Below are 22,572 nucleotides of genomic sequence, written 5' to 3'. Positions count from 1 at the left end.
ATTCCAGGTACTTCGCTTTCCATAGGGCGTGACCCTAAAGCCTCCTCGACAAGCCTTTNNATTAACAGAGCCTAATTTTTTAATATTAAAGTTTATATTTAACTACTGTTGTGTAGTTACTGTACACTTTGACCTTCCCAACTAATGTGTAAGCACGAACCTTAAAGTAGTAAGTTTTACCTTTCACTAAACCTGTAGCCGTAAATGTACCTGTTGTAGTTGTTTTTGTTGTTTTCCCAGTGAAATTACTTGCTGTTGCGCGATCAATTTCATAGCCAGAAACACCACTTACAGTAGACCAATATACTTTAATTGAGGTCGTACTTGCTTTTGTTGCTTTTACTGATGTTGGTGTAGCAACAACCCATTTTGCGTATAGTGTTGTATTTGCTGTTACTTTATCAGTCGTAAAGTTCCAAGCTGTTTTAAGTGCCGCATCTTTGTACCAACCTGCAAAAACAAATCCTTTTTTCGTTGGGCTAGCCGGTTTTGCGATAACAGAATTATAATTTCCTGTTTTAGTAGTTACTGTCGATCCACCATTACTGTTAAATGCAACTGTGTATTTGTTAATACCCCATTTAGCATAAAGAGTAGTAGTTTCTGTTACTTTATCAGTCGCAAAGTTCCAAGCTTGAGTACCTGCTTCATCTTTATACCAACCTTGCAATGTATAGCCCGATTTTGTTGGTGTTGGAGATGTAATTGCTTCATTGTAACTAGCATTCTTTGAATCTACTGCAGATCCACCTTGTGAATTAAATGAAACTGTTTGTTTTGCATTTTTAGAAACCGTGCGTACGAACGTCATTACGTGGCTATCTGTTTCAAATCTAGGTTCTCCATCAATTGTCATTGCAGAGTATACAACTGTCGCAGTAATATTTGCTGGTTTATCTGTTTTATACGTAACATCTCCAGTTTCACTATCAACAGCTACATCGTCTGGTGAAGATGATTCGTAACTAATTTTTATATTTTTGTTTCCATCCGTATTTAAACCTTTTTCAGCCATTGCATTTTTTAACCATGTTGGGTATGCAAAAGAATTTTTGTCAAGATTAGATGGCGCAATTAGTTCTGCTGATTTCTTAGGATCAACCACTTTGATTGTGTATGTGATTTTAGCAGGAGTTCTAAAGAATCCATCAATTACATACGCTGTAACCGTAGCTGTTCCTGGTTTTAAAGCAGTTGCATAAGAACCATAGTACTCACCATTGACACTTAAATCAGTTGGACTTACGTTTCCTTCATCACCGTAAGTTGCTAAATTTCTTAGGTCAATCACCCCAGAAACATTTGATTCAGCATTGATTTGTGAAGGGAGTCCATTGCTGTATCCTGCTTGATCCCAAGCGTTCGTTGCCCAAGATACATTTCTAACATAACCCGAAGTTTTCGCATCTAGCTTAACAGAATCACCTACGTTAATTGTAAATGTATGTGTATCTTCATTATATTTCGCATGAGGATTCATTTTTGCAATGTTCGTTGGATAACTTAAGCTTTCTGTACCTTTATTTACAGGTTTAGTCACTTTTGCACCTAATTCACTTACGTATTCAGCATCCTCAGGGTTTTGAGTGATCCAGTAAGGCATTGAGATTACAGTTGAAGATTCCATTGTTCTGCTGTTACCAGAATCAATTGTTCTTCGATCCATCGTACCGAAAATGTTTGTGTTGTATTTAGACATCATAACTTCATCACGTGGAATTAATTGGTCAGCCATAAGATTTGGCGCTACATGTGTTACGTCATTTCTATTGGCAGAAAGTACATCCCAGTTCATAAAGTTGTTAGGGATACGTGTCATTTGCCATTCTGATCCTGCAAGATCAACTTGTGCATTTCCGATATTAATCCCTTTAGCTTTCAATGCACCTAGTGAAGCTGCGTAGAAAGTTGTCATGAATGGATTTTTCTCTCTCTTTTCATTTGTCCACCATTGGTTCATACCTTCTAAGATTTCGTCACCGTTAAACTTATCAGCATGATGAGATAATGTGTAGTATGCTAATGCTTCTTCTTCTTCATCAGAATAGTTCATGTATGATTCGTGAGTTACACCGCTTACACCAATATCATCACCGTTATGAGCAGCAATACCAAAGTATCTTGAAAGATATTGTAATGTCATATCAAGCATCGATTTTGAGTTATATGTTTTTGGGTATCTTACTTCAAAATCATTGTGTTCATTAGCCTTTGTTGACGTTTTTTCCCCATTCATTACTTTGTACTCGTTCGCAAAATCAAGTGGTTCAGCAATATCAATTTTTTGAGCTTTTAGTAATTCTCTTTCATTGTCAGTATAACCACCTAAATCTTTAGCAACTACAAGTGCTTGTAATAGTAATTGTGCATTTAATGGACCATCTTCATAGTCTGCGTCTCTTTCCCATGCATCCTTATTACCATCAAGGTATTCAGGGTTCATATTTGCCCATCTAGTTGGAGCATTTGGAACGTTTAATCCATTCCCACGAATAGTTCCCTCATTAAAACGTGATTCAGTTGGGTTCTCACCATTAACAGTCAATTGGAAATAGTTGTTTAGAATTAACGCATTCGTGTGGTTAATCATATTATTTTTGATTAACGCTGCAAGTTCTGGATCCTCGTCTTTGAATGCTTTGTATGCTAGATCAAGTGTAAAATAATGACCTACTAATTCATCTGTAGACGTTGTTGCTTTGTAAACAACTTTATCTGAATCTAAGGCTTTTGTATCAGCATCAAAACCTTCATTTTGGTTTGCAAATATTTCTGTTAAGCGACTAGGTACCGAAACAGTGTCATAAGCTTTAAGAGCACTATTAGTTCCATTTTTGAAAGTTCCTGGAACGTTATAGTAAACTGTATTTCCATTTATATCTGTAGCTTGTCCAGCCTTCTTTTTAATCCATGCATTATCCCAAGTTTCAGCTTCTGGAACTGTAGCGCCATTGTTACTTGTGTTAACTTTATACGATCTAGCAAAGAAACCAGATGAAGCAGGTTTTTTTGTGTAATCTAATGTATACTTACCATTTGCATCGACGTAAACTGGCTTTCCTTCGTTCTCTGCAAGCCAAGCTTTTGCTTCATCGATTGTTTTTACGTTTCCACCATAAGAGTTAACAACATACACATAGTCATTTACATTGTTCTTAGATGTAACTTTTAATTGTGTACCAGATATATAACCAAGAGTTACGATTGACTCAACTGCACGAATAGCAGATGCTTTTGCATCTTTTGTTCTTGCATCTGATTCTCCGAAGTTTTCCTTCATGTAGTTATATCTCCAGATTTCACCAGATGCATACATTGTCGTCCAAAGACCATCATTGTCTGTATCGCCTGTTGCTCTAGCAGCGTCTTTATCAGCTGTCATTAGGGCTTTAATCATATCCACTGTAGAAGAGAAAGACATACTACCAGATTGAAATCCAAATCTGTCTGTATAGTTTCTAGAAATCTCTGTTTGTAATAAAGCTTTACCCATTAGTGACATTTGCTTTCTAACGATATGCGTTGCATTACCTTTTTCACCTAGAACCCAGAGTCCATTATTACCATCAGGCATAATGTTTGTAATCACTTCTTTGGCGTTATATGTGGCAGCAGCACCACCATTATTAGTACCAGAGCCTGAAGACTCACCAGTTTGAGGTATATATCTTCCACCCTGCAAGTATTGAATTTGATCCGCTGGTGATAAGTTAGGATCGTAGAGTGTAATTGCATCAGATACGATGCCAGTAATTACTCCATGAGGTCTTTCATCACCAAGAATAATTTTATCGTTTGACTTAATTAAAGTATCTTTTGAAATTAACCATTTTACGCCACTTTCTCCATTTACATAGCCAACATAGTTCTTAGAAGGGAATTTCGTTCCTGATGGTGCAGTAGGAATATTTGTTGTTTCCCATTTTGAGTCTTTCAGTGCAGCCGGAATATTAGCATCTCCTGCATTGTAATAGTAAACAACCTTTTCAAGATTTGTAGCTGACTGAGTCTCGCCTACCGTAACTGTAATATTCACAGTTAAAGGATTACCACTCGCATCTACTCCAGTACCAGTGATTCTTGCTGTACCACCAGATATCCCTAAAATCTTTCCACTATAATCACCTTTTGCGTTACCGATCATGTCAACATAAGCTACATATGGATCAGAAGTTGTCCATTTTACTGGTTTAGTCGTATCTAGACCTGCTGGTTTTGCATGAGTGATTTGTGTCGTTGTCATATAAATCTTAGTACCAGTTGAAATATCAGCTACAGTACTTTGAGTTGCAATAGTAGGGGCAGCCTTTACAACTACACCATTAATCGTACCTGCAAACATTGAAGCTGCTAATACTGAAGCCGGTAAAGCTCTACCCAAAAACCATTTATTTCTTTTCATTTAACATCCTCCATCTAGATGATTTAATTTTGAAATTCAACGTTATTTTTTTATGTCACCCTAAACGGGTGTATTTACCAGAAAATTTCAATATTTCGTTATAAAAATAGATTCTATTGTCCCTTTCCTCTCACACGTAATCGCTTACATTCCAAAATGAAAGGAACGAATAAATTTGTAAAGTTCATTCCTTTTGCGTCCATACAAAACAAATTATCGAAATCTACTAATATAGTTCGTAATCGCTATTCGTTTAAGAGCCATACTGAAACAAAATTTTTGAAATTTCATATTGAAAATCGTTGAAGTTATTTGATTTTAATACTTTCTGTTTTGCCTCAGGATAATCCATTAAATGTAAAAATAATCGACTTAACTCCTTGTGTAAAAACAAGTCTCCAGCACGGAGATTAATTAAAAATAAAATTTGTACGACTTTACCATCGATAGTTGGTGGATTTTTAAAAATCACAACGCTGATAGAGTCCTGGATCGCAACCATTTTTAATGCATGTGGTGCTGCGATTCCATTTTGCAGTATCGTCGAGATTTTTTCTTCCCTGTCGACAACTAATTCAGGATAGTCAGGTGTTGCAAACCCTAATTCAACAACACTTTTTGCTTTTTCTTTAATAAAAGCTTTGTAGTCAAAGGACTCTTTGCTTTCTTCTATATAAAATAAATCTGTGTGAAACAGAGATAAGAGCGTTGGTACGTCCTCTTTAACCTTACTAGCAGGGTATCTTGTAAGCGTACGACGAATTCTCTGGACATCCGTTTCAGTTAGGATCGGTGCTACTTGAATATACGGAATCGAAATCGTATCAAATGGAATTGAAGTTGATGAAACTAATAAATCATATTCATCAAGATTTATTAATTGAAGCTCGCTGTACAGAACAACATCAATCTTTGCCCCTTGAAAAAGTGCTTCAAGTTTCATTTTCATTAAATCGGCCGATCCCGCTCCTAATCCGTACGATAGTAGAATTTTTTTATAAGAGCTTAATTGTTTTTGTTTCTCCCTTTCCACATGGGCTGCTAAGTGCATTGTAATGTAACCCATTTCGTCACTAGAAAGTTCAAAACCCCATATTTCCTTAATCATTTCAGAAAAATTTAAAGCAATCATAAACACATCTGAATACCTACTGTATACATCATCAATCAATGGATTCGTAAGCTTTAAATTGAAATATAATCTTCTTAGCAGTGGGTACATATGCATGATCAACGTGTTTAAAAGTTGCTGATCACCTGAAAACTGCGTCAAGAATGTTTGATCTAATCTTTCCAAACAATTCGTTAGTTTTTGCTTTAAGTCATTTTTTTCTTGTTCCTCAATATCGTCTACACTCGATTTACCACTTATATGTGCAGCTAAGTAGATAACCTCACTCTCTGGTAATACGACATGATATAGTACAGAAAGAATTTCACAAATTCTCTTGGCTATATTCATAAACGATGGCTTAATTAGAGAAATATCTAGCTTTTTTTCTTGATTAGGCAGGATAAAGTTGTGTTGAGTTACTCGAAACGAGAGTACTTGGATATGCACTAAAATGTTCTCAAGTGCAAAATAACTTAATTTCAGTTGGTTATTCTGTACTTCTTCACTCAATACAGCTCGAATTTCCTCAAAAGGAAACGCTTTCTCAAAAGTTTGATATATTGACTTTTTTAACAACCCTGTTTCTTTTTGACTTAAGAAGTAGGAAAATGCTCTTCGAAAATTCGTTTCGTCACCTAGTAAGCGAACGCCATAACGTGATTTTGTTTCCACTTTTAAATCAAAAATTCTAACTTGCTTTTCAACTTCAATCATGTCAGTAAAAACTGTTGATCTACTGATCATTAAACTATCAGCAAACATATCAATCGTTTGAAACTCTGTCGTTTGAAGCAAAAGCATAATAATATTGTTCACACGAACTCGAGGTAAATCTGGCGCTAATGCTCCGTCTATTTCTTTCAAATACGTTTGAACCAGTTCTTTGTTTTCCACATGAAGTAAATAGCCTTCACCACGTTTTTTCTGAATCACAAAACCGGATTTTTCTCCAATTATGTTTAATTCCTTCAATTCATTTCGTAAGGTACGATTTGAAATGGCAAATTCCGATTCAAGTTCCTGTGAAGTTAATGATTTTCCTTTTTGATACAAATATTGCAAAATAAGATCTCTTCGCATACATTACCTCACCACCCTAGATGCCTAATCTAGTATATTTAGTTTACTTTTTACTAAATCTATTTAACAGTTTGAATTTTTCCAAAATAGTTCGCAATTAAAAACAAATGATTCTAGTTCATATGTCACACTACATCCTACTGCAATAATACGACCTATGTCCTACCACAAAATACAGGTACATTTTACTAACACAAACAGATTCTATTTCTTTTGTATACAAAAAAAATCCTTATCTTAGCATAAAAGCACTAAGATCAAGGATTTTAGCTTTTTGTTGTGTTAAGCATTTCTTAACAACGTATTAGAAATTCTGTAAGACGAGGTTAACACTTTAATCCATTCAAACAGGAAAAAGCGCTCCTATAAACTAAGAACGCAAAAGCGAGCCAATAAGTAAGATAATTCTTTATAGGTATTTTTATTAGTTATTCGATTAATGATTAAACACCATAATACTTAGCAAACAACTCTTTATTCCATTCATCTCCACCATCTACATTAGAGCTTTTAAACACAGGTGGTTTTAAACCAGCTTGATGATATTTTTTTGCTAATAATATGGATATTGTTTGAGCAACAAAGGCTCCAGCCATTGTAGAAGTTGCCCCCATACCTGTATTGGCTTCTTCTACATAAAAGTGAGCATCTCCAGGTCCGGTGCAATTATCTATTACTATATCACTAAAATCGCAAAGATATTTCCCACTACTATGTCTTGATTTTGAGCCTTCAGGATGATTTGGATTTGTAAAAGCAATAACCTTTGCGCCGCATTCCTGTGTCATTTTTGCAAGTTCAACAGTCATTCCATTTCTTCCCGAATTGGAAGCAATCACAAGAATATCCTTTGAGCTTATTTTGTATAAATCAAAAATTACCTTTGCATAAGCTTCTATTCTTTCGATCACAGTACTTTTTAATGGATGATCGTGTAAAAAAAACTCATTCGGCAAAATTGGAGAGACCCCAGCAAACCCACCTGCTCTTACATAAAATTCTTCTGCAAACATATGCGAATGACCCGAACCAGTAACAAGGAAGCGACCACCATTTTGAATGGCTTCAAAAATACAAGTTGCCGCTTCGTCCATTTTTGGATTCTGTGTCGTATATAGTTTTTCGAGATTTGACATCACATACTTAAAATAATTCTCCATAAATGAATACCTTCTTTTATTGATTTAATAAATTACCAACCGTACTTCTTTTCACTCCATTTTTTAATAACTAGATCTTGTTTTACGAAAACAAGACTATTTTGTTCAATATCTTTATCGATTATCGCACCTGCTCCTAACACACTATAAGCCCCTATTTTACATCCAGGCATAATAATCGTATTCACACCAGTTCTACAATAATCACCAAGATAAGCTGCATTTGAAAAATGTAAAGGTATTTCTTTCCGTCCATTTACAACGTGCTCAGTTTCACCGTCATCAAAGCGTAATGTTCCACAAACTGTTGCAGCACCGATATCTGTATGACTGCCTATTGCGCCATAAAACTCGCCATAGTGGTAAAGATATACCTTATCCATTACCATTCCGCCAAGGAACTCTGCACAATGGTCGAATATACAATGCGATCCGATTGAAACTCCATCATAAATCATACAATAATTACGAATGGCGGTATGATCCCCAATAACTGCATTGCCATTGAAAATCGCACCATTATCTATGATTGTATTATCACCTACAATTAGGTTACCGTGAATGACAACTCGATCACCAATTAAGGAATTCTTACCAAGCTTTACATGACCATGAATGGTTGCATTTTCAGAAATCGTCGCACCTTCTGCTAGGTCGTTCTCTTTTATTGCATTACAATAATGATTCACCATATATTCATTCGCTTCTAACATATGCCAAGGCTTGTCTATGTCAAAGAAATGACCATTACACTCAATCGCTTGTAATTTTATTTTCTCAAGTGATTTTAGAAGTGCAGCTTCGATATATCGTTCTTTCGGAACACCCACTCCTACTTTTACATTCGGAAAATAATCAGGCGTTTTCCTCACTTCATCTAGTAATGACTCTTCAAAAAGAAATCCTGCGAATTGATGGGTAATACTGTCACCACGGTAGTGAGCACCGATTGACTGAACAAATCCATCCTTTAAACTCGCACCGATCCAATTTCTTGATGACTCTTCTAATTTTTTCAACAAAACGGTAGGTTTGTTGGAATTAGCTAATTGGTCGAGATCCTTTTGTTCGACAATCGTATCACCGTAAAGAACGAGAAACTCCTTAGTAGCTGAAAGTTTCTCAACCCCCTTTACTAAACTTTCTGCACTTCCTAAATTTGATTGATCAACTACAAATTTAACATTATCTATGTCGAATAGAAGATTCTCAATCTCTCTTTGATGTTCCTCATTAACGACAACAACAATCTCTTCTATTCCCATTGCTACAATGGATTCAATATTATAACGGATTAATGGTTTACCAGCGATTTTTATTGCTGTTTTAGAGCGAACTGCGTTGAAGGGATTCATTTTACTCCCTTTGCCTGCCGCAAGAATAACTGCATTTTTTACCATTCCAATACCTCGACTATAAAAATTTTTTACTTATATTCAACTAATCGAAATTTATTTTTGCCTGCTAATAGATAAGGCGTTAAATCGTATGCAAAAGGATGAACAAATCCAATGACATTATGTTCAACGGATTGTCCTAAATCTTTTAATGAGATTTGTACCTCTCCCTCATATTGTGCACTTCGATTATTTAAAACAGAAACTGTATATTTTCCTCTTGGTGCACAATAGCAATGAGGTACTTCCATTCCCCTTGTATCAGTTGCACGAATAAGATTTGCTGGTTGATCTACTCTTGAAATAAGAACCTGCTCACTAATTTTCACCTTTGTCTTTTCGGGAACAAACTGATTAAAAATAACTGGAATTTCTATATAATCTTGTTTGTAACATCTAGCCATTTCTTTGAGCTCTGAAAAATCTGCAAATGAGTCACCAATTAACACATCATTAAAACCATTAGCAAATAACTCTAACATAGCAATATGGCTAGGCAAGAAGCGGTGTTTTTCAATTGTACAAACCCCATGACCTAAGTGGTGTAAATCTTTCGGCGAAAGCTGCGATGCAACAAACCCTCCAACTGGCACACCAAATAAAGCAAACATATTGTTAATTGAGCGTATGTCTTCTAAAGACAATGCAGTATCTGGTAGAGGAAAAAAATTATGACAAGCTGTTAGTTGTCCAATATTTCCTTCTCTTTCTATTGTTTCTAAAAACTCACGACATTCGCGTAAAGCGTTTCCATCTTGATTATTAGAAGAAGACATCGAAGCGTTTACTTCTATTTGAATTCCCTGCTTATTTTTTGAAAGAACTGCTACTTCTTCACTCGTAAACCCTCCATCAATGCGGAGTCTTGTGATGCCCATATTTTGTAGCGCTGTAAGGTCTGTCAACGTACAACCCAACTCGTTGAAAACTTCATCATTCATATCAGCTGACACATTCATATTAAGTTCTTTACAATAACTGAATAATTCATTCCAAGTGTCCGCATTTACATCTAGTGCACCTTCAAAACCATGATTATTTAAAATCAGTGAAACAAATACCTTTTTAAAACCTAATGAATTAGCCTTTTCTAAATAATCTTTAATTTGATTCAAAGGATAAAAGTTGGGATACACACTAATTCCTATTTCACGCATAATGATCGCCATTCCTTACTATTATTATTTTGAATTACTTGTATTTTTCGCCAATAATGATGGCACCGAAAACTGGGTCATAAAGAGGTGCAGAAAGTTCAACTTGTGGTAAAGCCACTCTTAACTTCTCTTTTAGAGTATCAAAATACTCAGCCGATTTTGTTAGCAAACTTCCTGCCACAGAAAGGCGGAAATTAATTGAGCCCATTTGTCGGCTGATTCCAATGACTAACCGAACCAACTTATCTAGTTCCCCTTCAACAATTGTACGAGCAGCCTCGTCTCCTTTTACCCATGCTTCTAGAACGATTGGCGTGCATGAAGCTACCTTATCTACCGGAATTGTATCGTCCATGTATAATAAGTCCATAAAATCTTCCGGAGAATTCAACTTAAAGTGAGCGAGTAATTTTTCAGTAAATGATGTAGGAGCAATAACTTTGTCATACTCATTCATAACAGCCGAGATTGCATGTAAACCGATTTTGAAGCCGCCACCCTCATCACTTATTAATCCACCCCATCCGCCTGAGCGTATTGTATTTCCTTTTGAGTCTACTCCCATCACAATGGAACCTGTTCCAGCAATCATTAAAGCATCTTTTCGATCTCCGTTCCCACCAACAAGAGCAATTTCTGCATCATTCACTACTTCTAACTGGCAAGTAAAACCACTTTCTTTTAATGCATTCAAATAAATATCAATATCTTTCGGTCGATCTACTCCCGCAGAGCCTAGTACAAGAATCGCATTTTGTAAGCGCTCTCCAAAATTAGAAATAAGCGATTCATATATTTCACTAAATACTGGTATAAGCCCTTCTACACCGATATTGTTATAATTTGACATCCCAAAATTTTGATCGAATAACGTTTCTCCATCTAGTCGTTCTTTGACCATAACTCTTGTTTTCGTTCCTCCGCCATCCATTCCAATTATTAATCTATTATTCATTAGCCTTTGATTCATCCTTTCATTCGTATGATAAATTGCTCATATCATGCTACTACTATTTTTTTGCTGTTCAATCTTTTTAACGTCTCATATCTCATCATTTCATTTTAATTTTTTTATCATGTATAGTTGCATTAATTGTAAAGTATACATTTCTCTTTTACTAGGTGGATATTTTCTACTTTCACGGGAAAAAAACCACTTATTAAAGATGAACTACTTTTAAAGTATAGATTTGTTAATCAGGAGGTTATGAGTAAAGAACCTTGGGAAAAAAAGAGAAATCTTAACTCATGAGAGGGGCATGAGTAAGAAAACAATGGAAAATAAGATAAATCTTAACTCATGTGGGGGGCTTGAGTAAGAAAACAATGGAAAATAAGAGAGTTCTTAACCCATGAGGGGTTATGAGTAAGAAAACAATGGAAAATAAGAGAGTTCTTAACTCATGTGGGGGGCATGAGTAAGAGAACAACGAAAAATAAGAGAGTTCTTAACTCATGTGGGGTTATGAGTAATCTGTAAGACGTCTAATTTCTATATTAGTTGTTACATCTGGTTGCACATACATCCTCTCTACCTCAAACAGAGTATGCCATGTACTACCCGAAACTGTACATTCTTATGCAATCATTTTTGTACATAATTAAAATAGCATTTATAGGTTATATAGTTGAAAACAAAAAAGTACCCTATAGGTAGACTTTTAAAGTGGCTACTCTATAGGGTACTTTTTAATTCATTTATTTACATATGTGGAGTGTTGGTGCTTTGAAATTAGGACACTTCTACTTTTCCACAGCTCCAGTCATATACTTTGATACAAAGTTATCAAGCATCGCACGCACTTCATTTGTTGACTCAGTGTTCATTAACTGATTTCTTAATTCACCTGCGCCTCGAAACCCACGAACATAAATCTTAAAGAAGCGATGAAGAGCCTTGAACGAACGCAGCTCATATTTGTCATGGAGATCCAAATGCAATCTTAACAGATTAAGTAATTCCTCACTACTATGTTCTTTTGGCTCCTCTTCAAAGGCAAACGGATTATGGAAAATACCACGCCCAATCATAATCCCATCTATACCGTATTGTTCAGCAAGCTTTAAGCCAGTTTGGCGGTCAGGGATATCCCCATTGATCGTCAAGAGTGTATCTGGTGCCACTTCGTCACGGAGTTTCTTTATCTCAGGAATTAGTTCCCAATGAGCATCAACTTTACTCATTTCATCTCTTGTACGCAGATGAATGGATAGATTGGCAATGTCTTGTTTCAATATGTGTGTCAGCCAGTCACGCCATTCATCTACCTCAGAGAAACCGAGTCTTGTCTTTACACTGACAGGTAAGCCTCCTGCTTTTGCTGCTTGTATTAACTCTGCTGCAACATCTGGGCGAAGAATCAGTCCGCTTCCCTTCCCATGCCCTGCCACATTAGGTACTGGACATCCCATATTGATATCCAAACCTTTAAACCCAAGTTCCGCCATACCAATACTCATTTCCTTAAAGAATCCAGGTTTATCCCCCCAAATATGAGCTACTAATGGCTGTTCATCTTCTGTAAAAGTTAAGCGCCCGCGCACACTTTGTCTCCCCTCAGGGTGACAATAACTCTCACTGTTTGTAAACTCTGTAAAAAACACGTCTGGTCTGGCTGCTTCACTTACTACATGGCGAAAAACAACATCCGTTACGTCTTCCATTGGAGCTAGTATAAAAAAAGGTCGTGGTAATTCACGCCAAAAATTATCTTTCATATTCAAATTCAAATCCTCTCATGATGGGATACCTAGGCCAAGACTTATCCCAAAATTAAAAAACAAGTTGTCCTTGCTTCTTTTTATACCATGCTTATTCACTTAATATCAAACTGATTGATAACATTTATTTTACATCCTTCATACGTGACCTTTTTGTCTACGCAAAGAGGAATTTACAAAGAATTTTAACCGATGATACGTAAGAAAAGGCAATGCCCAAAGGGTCAGTTGCCTTCTTTCAGTACTAATTTCGCGACCGTCTCCACGTGACTAGTATGTGGAAACATATCAACTGGCTGTATTTCTACTGTTTTGTAGCCACCATCTTCAAGTACTCGTAAATCTCTTGCTAATGTAGCAGGATTACATGAAACGTAAACTACTTTGCTTGGCTTCATCTCAATGATCGTATTCAATAAAGCCTCGTCACAGCCCTTTCTTGGAGGGTCCACAACTAATACTTCCGCTGTAATACCTTGCTTGTACCAATTTGGTATAACTTCTTCAGCTTTACCAACTTCAAATTCAACATTTGTCATCTCATTAATCATTGCATTTCGTTTCGCATCTTCTATTGCTTCTGGAACAATTTCAACACCGTATACCTTTTTAGCTTTTTGAGCTAAAAATAGTGAGATTGATCCGATTCCACAATATGCATCTATAACTGTTTCACTACCATTTAAATTTGCATACTCGAGTGCTTTATCATATAAGACCTTAGTTTGAGTAGGGTTTACTTGATAAAATGATCGAGCCGAAATTTCAAAAGTAATATCACCAATTTTATCTTTAATTGTTTCACTTCCATATAATACAATTGTTTGATTTCCAAGAATCACATTTGTTTTTTCATTATTTACATTTTGAATGATGCTCGTAATTGTAGGATATTTCTCAATAATTCTAGCTACTAATTCTTCTTTTTTCGCAAATTTAACTTTATTTGTTACAAGAACTACCATTGATTCATTTGTATAGTATCCGTAACGTGCCATGATATGACGTAACTGACCTTTATGGTTAATCTCATCGTATGGCTCTATTTTTAATTCATCACAAAGGTCTTTAACCCCTTGAATCATTTCATCATTTTCTTTGCCTTGAATATAACATTCATTCATCGGTATGATTTCGTGACTTCTCTTTTGATAAAAGCCTACTACTAATCCACCTTCTAGTTCACCTACTGGTACCTGTGCTTTATTACGATAACTCCATGGATTTTCCATGCCTAAAACTGGATGAATTGCCACGTCATCTAGTTTCCCAATTCGTTTTACAACTTCAACTACTTGTTTATGTTTTGCTTCAAGCTGTCCTTCATAGCTCATATGTTGAGTTTGACAACCACCACATTGATGATAAATTGAACAAATTGGATCAACTCGAACATCACTTTCGTTCTGGAATTCGATAATTTTACCGAATCCAAAGCCCTTACTTGTTTTTAGCACTTTAATTTGTGCTTTTTCACCTGGAAGTGCATTTGGTACAAATATTGGATAGCCATCTACCTTTGCTACTCCATGTCCTTCATGAGTTAAATCGATAAATTCAACCTCTATGAATTGATTTTTTTCTACAGGTAACACTCTTTTCGACAAGTCCCTTACCTACCTTTCAACCCTTTATTAAACCATTTATTTATTATACAAAATAAATAACCACGTTAACTACCGTGGTTACTTTTACAAGTATTTACTACTATTTCACTTATTATGGTACAAAGATTTCTAGATGGTTGTAAAGCATATCAACAGTACATGGTGTTTCTCCACCATACTCTCCATCAATGTTTAATAGTAGTTTATCATCAGACATAATTTTCAAATGACTTGCTCTAGTATAAAGAACATGTTCATTTTGTACATGTTGACCTCTTAATAACTGAGCACATACTTTGATGATTTCGGCTATATTTGATTTCTTTAATACTAATAAGTCAAATTGTCCGTCATTAATACTTGCCTCTGGTGCAATTTTTTCAAAACCGCCAACGGAGTTTGTATTCGATAATAAGAACAAAAAAGCTTCCTCATCAAAGACTTTGCCATCATACTCAATTTTTAATCGAGTAGGCTTAACTCTTGGTAGCATTTCAATCCCTTTTAAATAATATGCTAGTTGTCCTAACATTGTTTTTAATTTGCTAGGTACTTCATACGTTAATTCTGTAATTTTACCGGCAGCTAAAATATTTACAAAGTATTTATCGTCTACCCTACCAATATCAAGTGGTACAGTTTGTCCATTTGTTATGACTTCAGCCGCTTCCATAATTGAAACATTTACACCAATTGCTCTAGCAAAATCATTTGTTGTCCCAACTGGGATTAATCCTAACTTTGGTCGATACTCTTGTTCTGCCAAACCACTAATGACTTCATTAAGTGTTCCATCTCCACCGCAAGCTACAACTAAATCAAATTTACGTTCACATGCTTCTCTTGCTGCGATTGTCGCATCACCTGCTCCAGTTGTTGCATGACAAGAGGTCTCATACCCAGCTTGTTCAAACAATTGCAACACATCAGGAAGCTTTTTCTTAAAAACTTCACGACCAGAAGTAGGGTTATAGATTATTCTAGCACGTTTCATCATTAACCATCCTACTTATTTATTTAAGTTCTCTAACTTATATCCTAACCTAAAAAGTTTTTATAGTAAACTTTTTCCATTTACTTATCTATTTTTCCCTTTCTAAAGGGGGTTCAAACACGAATTATTCATACAATATTGTATTAAATTTAAATTACATTCGTTTATCTGTTATATTTTCAATCGTTTTGAACAACTTAATCATTATAGTACATATTGATGATAAACACATTAAAGTAGAATTAAGGATTGATAATGATGGAAAACAAACCGTTAGTGAATGTAGAGCATTTTGCATTAAAGAAGTTAAAAGTATACCGTGAGAGCATTTTTCGTTTTTTATTAAGAGCAATAATGGCTAGTATATTCATAGGCTTCGGAGTGATTGTAGCATTTAAATCAAGCAATTTTTTTAATGAACACTCACTTTTTGCCTTTCCTATGGCTGCGATCACATTTGGTGTAGCCATTCTCCTCATCGCATACGGAGGTACTGACCTTTTCGTAGGAAACATATTTTATTTTGCCTTTACTGCTATTAGAGGAAAAATGAAGTGGCCAGAAGTGTTTCATTTATGGCTTATAACTTACTTAGGGAATATAATTGGTACTTTTTGCTTCTCTTTATTAATCCATTTATCTGGATTATATAATGATCCAACAGTGAAATGGATATCCATTTGTATGCACCACCAAGCAAACAATATTATTGATGCATTTTAACCACAAAAAACTACGAGCGTAATAATGCCCGTAGTTTTTTTTAGATACTTATCTTTTTTGAATTTCTTCCATTAAAATCTTATTTAATAATGGTGGGTTAGCTTGACCCTTAGTTGCTTTCATCATTTGACCAACAAGGAAACCAATAGCACGGTCCTTACCATTTTTAAAGTCTTCAATTGATTGTGGATTCGCATCAAGTGTTTCAATAACGATTGTGCGAAGAGCACCTTCATCAGACAATTGTACTAAACCTTTAGCTTTTACAATTTCATTCGGGTCTCCACCGTTTTCGATTAGCTCAGTGAATACCTTTTTCGCAATTTTAGACGAGATTGTGCCGTCTGTAATTAATTTAAGCATGCTAGCTAAGTTTTCAGGTGTTAAAGCTACTTCATGGAAATCTTTTTGAGATTTATTTAAGTATGCTGAAACTTCACCCATTAACCAGTTAGACGCTAATTTTGCATCAGCACCATTATTTACAGTAGCGTCGAAGAAATCAGACATTTCTTTTGTTAAAGTTAATACCATCGCATCATATGCAGGTAAGCCAAGTTGTTCTACATATCGTTTTTGACGAGCATCTGGAAGCTCCGGAATACTATTACGAACACGTTCTTTCCACTCGTCATCAATGTATAATTCAACTAAGTCTGGCTCTGGGAAGTAACGATAATCATCTGATCCTTCTTTTACACGCATTAGGATGGTAGTTTTTGTAGCCTCATCGTAACGACGTGTTTCTTGTTGGATGATTCCACCAGATAATAATACTTTTTCTTGACGAACTTGCTCATGCTCTAAACCTTTTTGCACGAAAGCAAACGAGTTTAAGTTCTTTAACTCTGATTTCGTACCAAACTTCTCTTGTCCAAATGGACGTAATGAGATGTTTGCATCACAACGAAGAGAGCCTTCTTCCATTTTCACGTCAGAAACGCCAGTGAATTGAATAATTGACTTAAGTTTTTCTAAGTATGCATAAGCCTCTTCAGGAGTTCTCATATCTGGCTCAGAAACGATTTCAATTAATGGAGTTCCTTGACGGTTAAAGTCTACTAAAGAATAACCTTCATCCGTATGATTTAATTTTCCAGCATCCTCTTCTAAATGAACGCGCGTAATACCGATACGTTTCTTTTTGCCACCTACTTCGATTTCAATCCAACCATTTTCTCCAATTGGTTTATCAAATTGAGAGATTTGGTAAGCTTTTGGATTATCAGGATAGAAGTAGTTTTTACGGTCAAATTTTGTTTCAGTTGCAATTTCACAATTTAGTGCCATTGCAGCTTTCATACCAAAGTTTACAGCTTCTTCATTTAATACTGGTAACACACCTGGGTAGCCTAAATCGATTACACCAGTGTTAGTATTTGGATCTGCACCAAACGCATTAGGGCTTGGTGAGAAGATTTTTGATTTTGTTTTTAATTCTACGTGCACTTCTAAACCAATTATCGTTTCAAAATTCATCTTTCCCGCGCCTCCTTATAGTTGTGGTCTTTGTTTTGTAAAGTCTGTTGCTTGCTCGTATGCATGAGCAACTTTGTAAATAGTAGACTCATCAAAATGTTTACCGATAATTTGTAATCCTAATGGTAAACCATTATGGAAACCACAAGGAACAGAAATGGCAGGAACACCAGCTAAGTTAATCGGAATTGTTAAAATATCATTTGCGTACATTGTCATTGGATCACTTACTTTTTCTCCTACTTTAAATGCAGGAGTTGGCGTAGTTGGTCCAATAATAACATCATAGTTTTCAAATACTTTCTCGAAATCTTCTTTGATTAATGTACGTACTTGTTGCGCCTTTTTATAGTAAGCGTCATAGTAACCAGAACTTAATGCATAAGTACCTAACATGATACGGCGTTTTACTTCATCACCAAAGCCTTCAGCTCTTGTTTTCTTATAAAGATCAATTAAGTTCTCTACATCCGCTGCACGGTGACCATAACGAATACCGTCAAAACGTGCTAGGTTAGCTGATGCTTCTGATGAAGAAATTAAGTAATATGTAGCTAATGCATATTTAGAATGTGGTAATGAAACCTCTTCCCAAGTTGCACCTAAGCTTTCTAATAATTTTAAGGAAGCCATTACAGATGCACGAGCTTCTTCTCCTACTCCTTCACCTAAATATTCTTTAGGAACAGCAATACGAAGACCTTTTACATCACCTGTTAAGCTCTGCACAAATGAAGGAACTTCTACATTTGCTGAAGTTGAATCACTTGCATCTAATCCTGAGATTGCTTGTAATAATAGTGCATTATCTTCTACGTTTCTAGTAATTGGACCAATTTGATCTAAAGAAGAAGCAAATGCTACTAATCCAGAACGAGATACACGACCATATGTAGGTTTTAAACCAACAACCCCACAGAATGAAGCTGGCTGACGGATTGAACCACCTGTGTCAGAACCTAAAGAGAATAATACTTCTCCAGCAGCAACTGATGCTGCAGATCCACCACTACTTCCACCAGGTACATACTCAGTATTCCAAGGGTTACGAGTACCACCGAAAGCAGAATTTTCATTTGATGAACCCATTGCAAATTCATCCATATTTAATTTTCCGATCGTGATGCTTTCAGCTTGTGCTAATTTCGTTACAACTGTCGCATCATAAATTGGATTGAAATTCTCAAGAATTTTACTCGCACAAGTAGTACGAAGTCCTTTTGTAACAATATTATCTTTTACACCAATAGGCATACCAGCAAGGATTCCACGAGTCTCATCCCAAGGTTTTTCATCAAGTGCTTTTGCTTGTAGACGCGCTTTTTCTTCATTTAAAGTTAAAAATGATTTTACTTCACCATCAACTGCAGAAATTCGCTCATAAGATTCATTTACTAATTCTTCTACTTTAATCTCTTTTGTTTTTAATTTGCTATGTAATTCTGAAACTGTATATTCAAATAATGACATTCTAATTCCCCCCCTTAATCCAATATTGACGGTACTTTAACTTGTCCATCTTTGTGGTCTGGTGCATTTTTCAGTACCTCTTCAATTGGTAAACCTTTACCAGGCTCATCTTTACGTAATACATTACGCATTTTTAGAACATGTGTAGTTGGTTTCACATTTGTTGTATCAAGTTCACCTAACTGCTCAGCAAAATCTAAAATTGCTCCAAGTTGTTTTGAAAACTTCTCTGCTTCTTCTTCAGTCACCGCTAAACGCGCTAAATGAGCAACGTGCTTAACTTGCTCCATTGTAATTTTTGACATTTATATGCACCTCCATATTATTCGCACAACATACAATATACTGATAATACCAAATTTCCCATGTGTCGGGCAACATTCCACTTAAATCCAATTAAAATAAATAAAAAAATTTCAGACCGTCAAAAAAACGTTCGCTTTCTTCTTAGTTTCGCCGGAATGACCAATGTTCAATACCTCTAAAGGTAATCATGTTCCAGGTCCGACCTTACACTTCGAAAGACAAACATCTTCAATCAGTCTGAAATCAAATCTATTTACACACTGAAATTTTAAAACTATAAAAACAAATCAAACGTTTGTTTAAAATTGAATTTACTATTTTTCAGAAGGTATTCGTGTTAGTTCAATTCCATATTTCTTAAAATACTCAATTGAATAATCATCCGGATAACCTACATTATAAACAACCCTAGTAATGCCCGCGCCATTTATCATTTTCGCACAAGCCCTACACGGCGCAGTTGTACAATATATTGTCCAATTGTCACCTTTCGTTTTTTGAATTCCCGATTGCACTAATTGATAAATTGCATTTTCTTCAGCATGGAAAGCATCACATGGATAATCATCAGAGTATTTGCCACTATCTAATAAACCTTCTTGACGAGCAGCAAAGCGAGGGCATCCACCATCAATGCAATGCTTAGCTCCCTTTGGATATCCATTATACCCAGAAGCAATAATTCTATTATCACTTACAATAACTGCTCCGACCCTTCTACTTCCACATGTTGAACGAAGAGAAGTAATAAATGCTTGTCCTAAAAAATAAGAATCCCAATCATCACGAGTCCCTAATGGAATTGAATCTACTAATTGAATAATTTTCTGTAAAATTTGCATAATATCCCTTCTCTCAGTTCACTATTGATCACTTAAAATTATAGCATAATAATATGGAGAAGGGCTTAGTTGGATGTAATATGTGTAAAGTATTAGTCATAACAAAAAGAGCGCTCGTAATCATGAGACAAAAAATTAAAATTAACATAATAAAGTCGTAGAATTTCAAGAATTTTTTTTTAGGATTCATGCTAAAAAGTCCTCTATTCTTGCTTTTATTAAATTCCTTTCACCTATTATACTAATGGCTAGAATACATTTTTTACGGAACAACAGGATGTTTTAAAAAATATTCCATATTTAGTCATACTATAGACAAAAGTCTATTTAACCTAAGCTTTTTGATAAATGACCGATCTAATAAGAACAAAAAGAAACCCACAAAGATACTTCTTCGTGGGTTTCTTCTATTAAAGCATGTCCATAAGACAAGCCTAACTTATTTATTAAAGCATTTCTGAAGTTGTTTTACCTTGCATGTGAAGAACTAAGTAGTCTGGTCCGCCTGCTTTTGAGTCAGTACCTGACATGTTAAATCCACCAAATGGTTGGTAACCAACGATCGCACCAGTACATCCACGGTTGAAGTATAAGTTACCAGCGTGGAAATCTTCGCGTGCTTTTTCGATGTTTGCACGGTTGTTAGAAATAACAGCACCTGTTAAACCGTATTCTGTGTTGTTAGCAATTTCTAAAGCGTGATCAAAGTCTTTAGCTTTGCAGAATGCTACAACTGGTCCAAAGATTTCTTCTTTCATTAAACGTGCATCTTCTTTAACGTCAGCAACGATTGTAGGTTTGATGAACCAACCAGTAGAATCGTCTCCTTCTCCACCTGTTACTACACGGCCTTCTTCGCGTCCGATTTGTACGTAGCTCATTACTTTATTGAAAGCAGCTTGGTCATTAACTGGACCCATGTAAGTTGATTGATCTTCAGGGTTTCCAACTGTTAATTCGTTTGTTAATTCGATTGCACGAGCAAGAACTTGATCATACACATCTTGGTGAATTACTGCACGAGAACATGCTGAACATTTTTGACCAGAGAAACCGAATGCAGATGCAACGATTGATTTAGCCGCTAATTCTAAATCAGCTTCTTTATCAATTACCATTGTATCTTTTCCGCCCATTTCAGCGATAACACGTTTTAACCAGATTTGACCTGGGTTAACTTTTGCAGCACGCTCATAGATACGGATACCTACTTCTTTAGAACCAGTAAAGCTGATGAAACGAGTGCGTGGGTGATCAACTAAGTAGTCACCAACTTCAGCACCACTACCTGGTACGAAGTTTACAACACCTGCTGGTAATCCAGCTTCTTCTAATACTTCTAAGAATTTGTAAGCTACTACTGGAGTTGTACTTGCTGGTTTTAATAGTACAGTGTTACCTGTTACTACAGCAGCTACAGTTGTTCCCGCCATGATTGCAAATGGGAAGTTCCAAGGAGAGATTACAACACCAACTCCTAATGGAATGTAGTTGAAACGGTTATATTCACCAGGACGGCTTTCAACAGGAATTCCGTCTTTTAATTGTAACATTTGACGAGCGTAGAACTCTAAGAAATCGATTGCTTCAGCTGTATCAGCATCTGCTTCGTTCCAAGGCTTACCAGCTTCTTTTGTTAATAAAGCTGAGAATTCGTGTTTACGACGACGAATAATTGCAGCCGCACGGAATAAAATGTCAGCACGAACTTCAGGTTTAACTTTTTTCCATGTATTAAATGTTGTATCAGCAATTTGCATAGCTTTTTCAGCTAAGTCACGGCTTGCTTTAGATACAGAACCTATTACTTCTTTATGATTTGAAGGATTTACAGATACGATTTGTTCTTCTGTAAAGATACGCTCTCCACCAATGATTAGCGGATATTTTTCACCTAAGTAAGATGAAACTTTTGCTAATCCTTGTTTGTATTGTTCTTGATTTTCCTCTAAGCCAAAGTTTGTAAATGGCTCATGTTTGTAAGGTATAACCATTGAATAAATCCCCCTTTAGATTGAAAATAGCAATAACTGTAAACGTTTTTCTATCAAATTTTTCAGTCAATTGCTAGTAGAATAACTACTATATAAAAAACTCACAATTACATAATACAATATTCC

The 22,572-nt window shown here is 35.7% G+C and carries 15 protein-coding genes; 1 reads left to right on the top strand and 14 read right to left on the bottom strand.

All coding sequences use genetic code 11. The features are described 5' to 3' along the window. Positions 1 to 85: 85 nt before the first annotated feature. From COC46_RS12240 to COC46_RS12200, 9 genes are all read right to left on the bottom strand, one after another. Entirely contained in the window at positions 86 to 4,402 is a 4,317-nt protein-coding gene (locus COC46_RS12240) for an InlB B-repeat-containing protein (RefSeq protein WP_098809996.1), read from the bottom strand. 253 nt (positions 4,403 to 4,655) lie between these two features. Beyond that, positions 4,656 to 6,596, bottom strand: a complete 1,941-nt coding sequence (locus tag COC46_RS12235; protein ID WP_098809995.1) for a BglG family transcription antiterminator — start codon at positions 6,594 to 6,596, stop codon at positions 4,656 to 4,658. A gap of 443 nt (positions 6,597 to 7,039) precedes the next feature. After that, a complete protein-coding gene (locus COC46_RS12230; RefSeq protein ID WP_098809994.1) occupies positions 7,040 to 7,756 on the bottom strand; it encodes an SIS domain-containing protein in 717 nt (238 codons plus the stop codon). Between the two features lie 32 nt (positions 7,757 to 7,788). After that, positions 7,789 to 9,156: a nucleotidyltransferase family protein gene (locus COC46_RS12225; protein WP_218012463.1), complete on the bottom strand. Its 1,368-nt coding sequence runs from the start codon at positions 9,154 to 9,156 to the stop codon at positions 7,789 to 7,791. 26 nt (positions 9,157 to 9,182) lie between these two features. Next, positions 9,183 to 10,310 (bottom strand): MupG family TIM beta-alpha barrel fold protein, encoded by a 1,128-nt coding sequence (locus COC46_RS12220; protein ID WP_098809992.1) that lies wholly within the window; start codon positions 10,308 to 10,310, stop codon positions 9,183 to 9,185. A gap of 34 nt (positions 10,311 to 10,344) precedes the next feature. Beyond that, a complete protein-coding gene (locus COC46_RS12215) occupies positions 10,345 to 11,265 on the bottom strand; it encodes an N-acetylglucosamine kinase (protein WP_176545138.1) in 921 nt (306 codons plus the stop codon). Positions 11,266 to 12,053: 788 nt separating this feature from the next. Continuing rightward, positions 12,054 to 13,028: a tRNA dihydrouridine synthase gene (locus COC46_RS12210; protein ID WP_098810048.1), complete on the bottom strand. Its 975-nt coding sequence runs from the start codon at positions 13,026 to 13,028 to the stop codon at positions 12,054 to 12,056. 227 nt (positions 13,029 to 13,255) lie between these two features. Continuing rightward, complete coding sequence (gene rlmD / locus COC46_RS12205; RefSeq protein ID WP_098809990.1) at positions 13,256 to 14,638, bottom strand: 23S rRNA (uracil(1939)-C(5))-methyltransferase RlmD; 1,383 nt, start codon at positions 14,636 to 14,638, stop codon at positions 13,256 to 13,258. A gap of 112 nt (positions 14,639 to 14,750) precedes the next feature. Further along, positions 14,751 to 15,635 carry a diacylglycerol kinase gene (locus COC46_RS12200; protein WP_098809989.1) on the bottom strand — a complete coding sequence of 295 codons (885 nt, stop codon included), beginning with the start codon at positions 15,633 to 15,635 and terminating at the stop codon, positions 14,751 to 14,753. Positions 15,636 to 15,890: 255 nt separating this feature from the next. Between COC46_RS12200 and COC46_RS12195 the strand changes: the two genes are divergently transcribed. Then, complete coding sequence (locus tag COC46_RS12195) at positions 15,891 to 16,355, top strand: formate/nitrite transporter family protein (protein ID WP_098809988.1); 465 nt, start codon at positions 15,891 to 15,893, stop codon at positions 16,353 to 16,355. A gap of 48 nt (positions 16,356 to 16,403) precedes the next feature. Here the strand turns inward: COC46_RS12195 and gatB are convergent, their stop codons facing one another. From gatB to pruA, 5 genes are all read right to left on the bottom strand, one after another. After that, complete coding sequence (gene gatB / locus COC46_RS12190) at positions 16,404 to 17,834, bottom strand: Asp-tRNA(Asn)/Glu-tRNA(Gln) amidotransferase subunit GatB (protein WP_098809987.1); 1,431 nt, start codon at positions 17,832 to 17,834, stop codon at positions 16,404 to 16,406. Positions 17,835 to 17,849: 15 nt separating this feature from the next. After that, complete coding sequence (gatA, locus tag COC46_RS12185) at positions 17,850 to 19,304, bottom strand: Asp-tRNA(Asn)/Glu-tRNA(Gln) amidotransferase subunit GatA (protein WP_098809986.1); 1,455 nt, start codon at positions 19,302 to 19,304, stop codon at positions 17,850 to 17,852. A 14-nt stretch (positions 19,305 to 19,318) separates the two neighbouring features. Then, on the bottom strand, positions 19,319 to 19,609 hold the full coding sequence (gene gatC, locus COC46_RS12180; RefSeq protein ID WP_069032659.1) for an Asp-tRNA(Asn)/Glu-tRNA(Gln) amidotransferase subunit GatC: 291 nt from the start codon (positions 19,607 to 19,609) through the stop codon (positions 19,319 to 19,321). A gap of 315 nt (positions 19,610 to 19,924) precedes the next feature. After that, positions 19,925 to 20,452, bottom strand: a complete 528-nt coding sequence (locus tag COC46_RS12175; RefSeq protein ID WP_098809985.1) for a deoxycytidylate deaminase — start codon at positions 20,450 to 20,452, stop codon at positions 19,925 to 19,927. A gap of 446 nt (positions 20,453 to 20,898) precedes the next feature. After that, positions 20,899 to 22,446 carry an L-glutamate gamma-semialdehyde dehydrogenase gene (pruA, locus tag COC46_RS12170; RefSeq protein ID WP_098809984.1) on the bottom strand — a complete coding sequence of 516 codons (1,548 nt, stop codon included), beginning with the start codon at positions 22,444 to 22,446 and terminating at the stop codon, positions 20,899 to 20,901. Positions 22,447 to 22,572 lie beyond the last annotated feature (126 nt).

It is taken from the genome of Bacillus sp. AFS041924 (genome assembly GCF_002577195.1).
GTDB lineage: Bacteria > Bacillota > Bacilli > Bacillales > Bacillaceae_G > Gottfriedia.
This window is presented reverse-complemented; position numbering and strand designations above follow the sequence as displayed.

What these genes read in the sequence shown, in the direction of transcription:
- COC46_RS12240 (WP_098809996.1), bottom strand. Translation starts at nt 4,402, where the DNA reads ATGAAAAGAAATAAATGGTTTTTGGGTAGAGCTTTACCGGCTTCAGTA.
- COC46_RS12235 (WP_098809995.1), bottom strand. Translation starts at nt 6,596, where the DNA reads ATGCGAAGAGATCTTATTTTGCAATATTTGTATCAAAAAGGAAAATCA.
- COC46_RS12230 (WP_098809994.1), bottom strand. Translation starts at nt 7,756, where the DNA reads ATGGAGAATTATTTTAAGTATGTGATGTCAAATCTCGAAAAACTATAT.
- COC46_RS12225 (WP_218012463.1), bottom strand. Translation starts at nt 9,156, where the DNA reads ATGGTAAAAAATGCAGTTATTCTTGCGGCAGGCAAAGGGAGTAAAATG.
- COC46_RS12220 (WP_098809992.1), bottom strand. Translation starts at nt 10,310, where the DNA reads ATGCGTGAAATAGGAATTAGTGTGTATCCCAACTTTTATCCTTTGAAT.
- COC46_RS12215 (WP_176545138.1), bottom strand. Translation starts at nt 11,265, where the DNA reads ATGAATAATAGATTAATAATTGGAATGGATGGCGGAGGAACGAAAACA.
- COC46_RS12210 (WP_098810048.1), bottom strand. Translation starts at nt 13,028, where the DNA reads ATGAAAGATAATTTTTGGCGTGAATTACCACGACCTTTTTTTATACTA.
- COC46_RS12200 (WP_098809989.1), bottom strand. Translation starts at nt 15,635, where the DNA reads ATGATGAAACGTGCTAGAATAATCTATAACCCTACTTCTGGTCGTGAA.
- COC46_RS12195 (WP_098809988.1), top strand. Translation starts at nt 15,891, where the DNA reads ATGGAAAACAAACCGTTAGTGAATGTAGAGCATTTTGCATTAAAGAAG.
- gatB (WP_098809987.1), bottom strand. Translation starts at nt 17,834, where the DNA reads ATGAATTTTGAAACGATAATTGGTTTAGAAGTGCACGTAGAATTAAAA.
- gatA (WP_098809986.1), bottom strand. Translation starts at nt 19,304, where the DNA reads ATGTCATTATTTGAATATACAGTTTCAGAATTACATAGCAAATTAAAA.
- gatC (WP_069032659.1), bottom strand. Translation starts at nt 19,609, where the DNA reads ATGTCAAAAATTACAATGGAGCAAGTTAAGCACGTTGCTCATTTAGCG.
- COC46_RS12175 (WP_098809985.1), bottom strand. Translation starts at nt 20,452, where the DNA reads ATGCAAATTTTACAGAAAATTATTCAATTAGTAGATTCAATTCCATTA.
- pruA (WP_098809984.1), bottom strand. Translation starts at nt 22,446, where the DNA reads ATGGTTATACCTTACAAACATGAGCCATTTACAAACTTTGGCTTAGAG.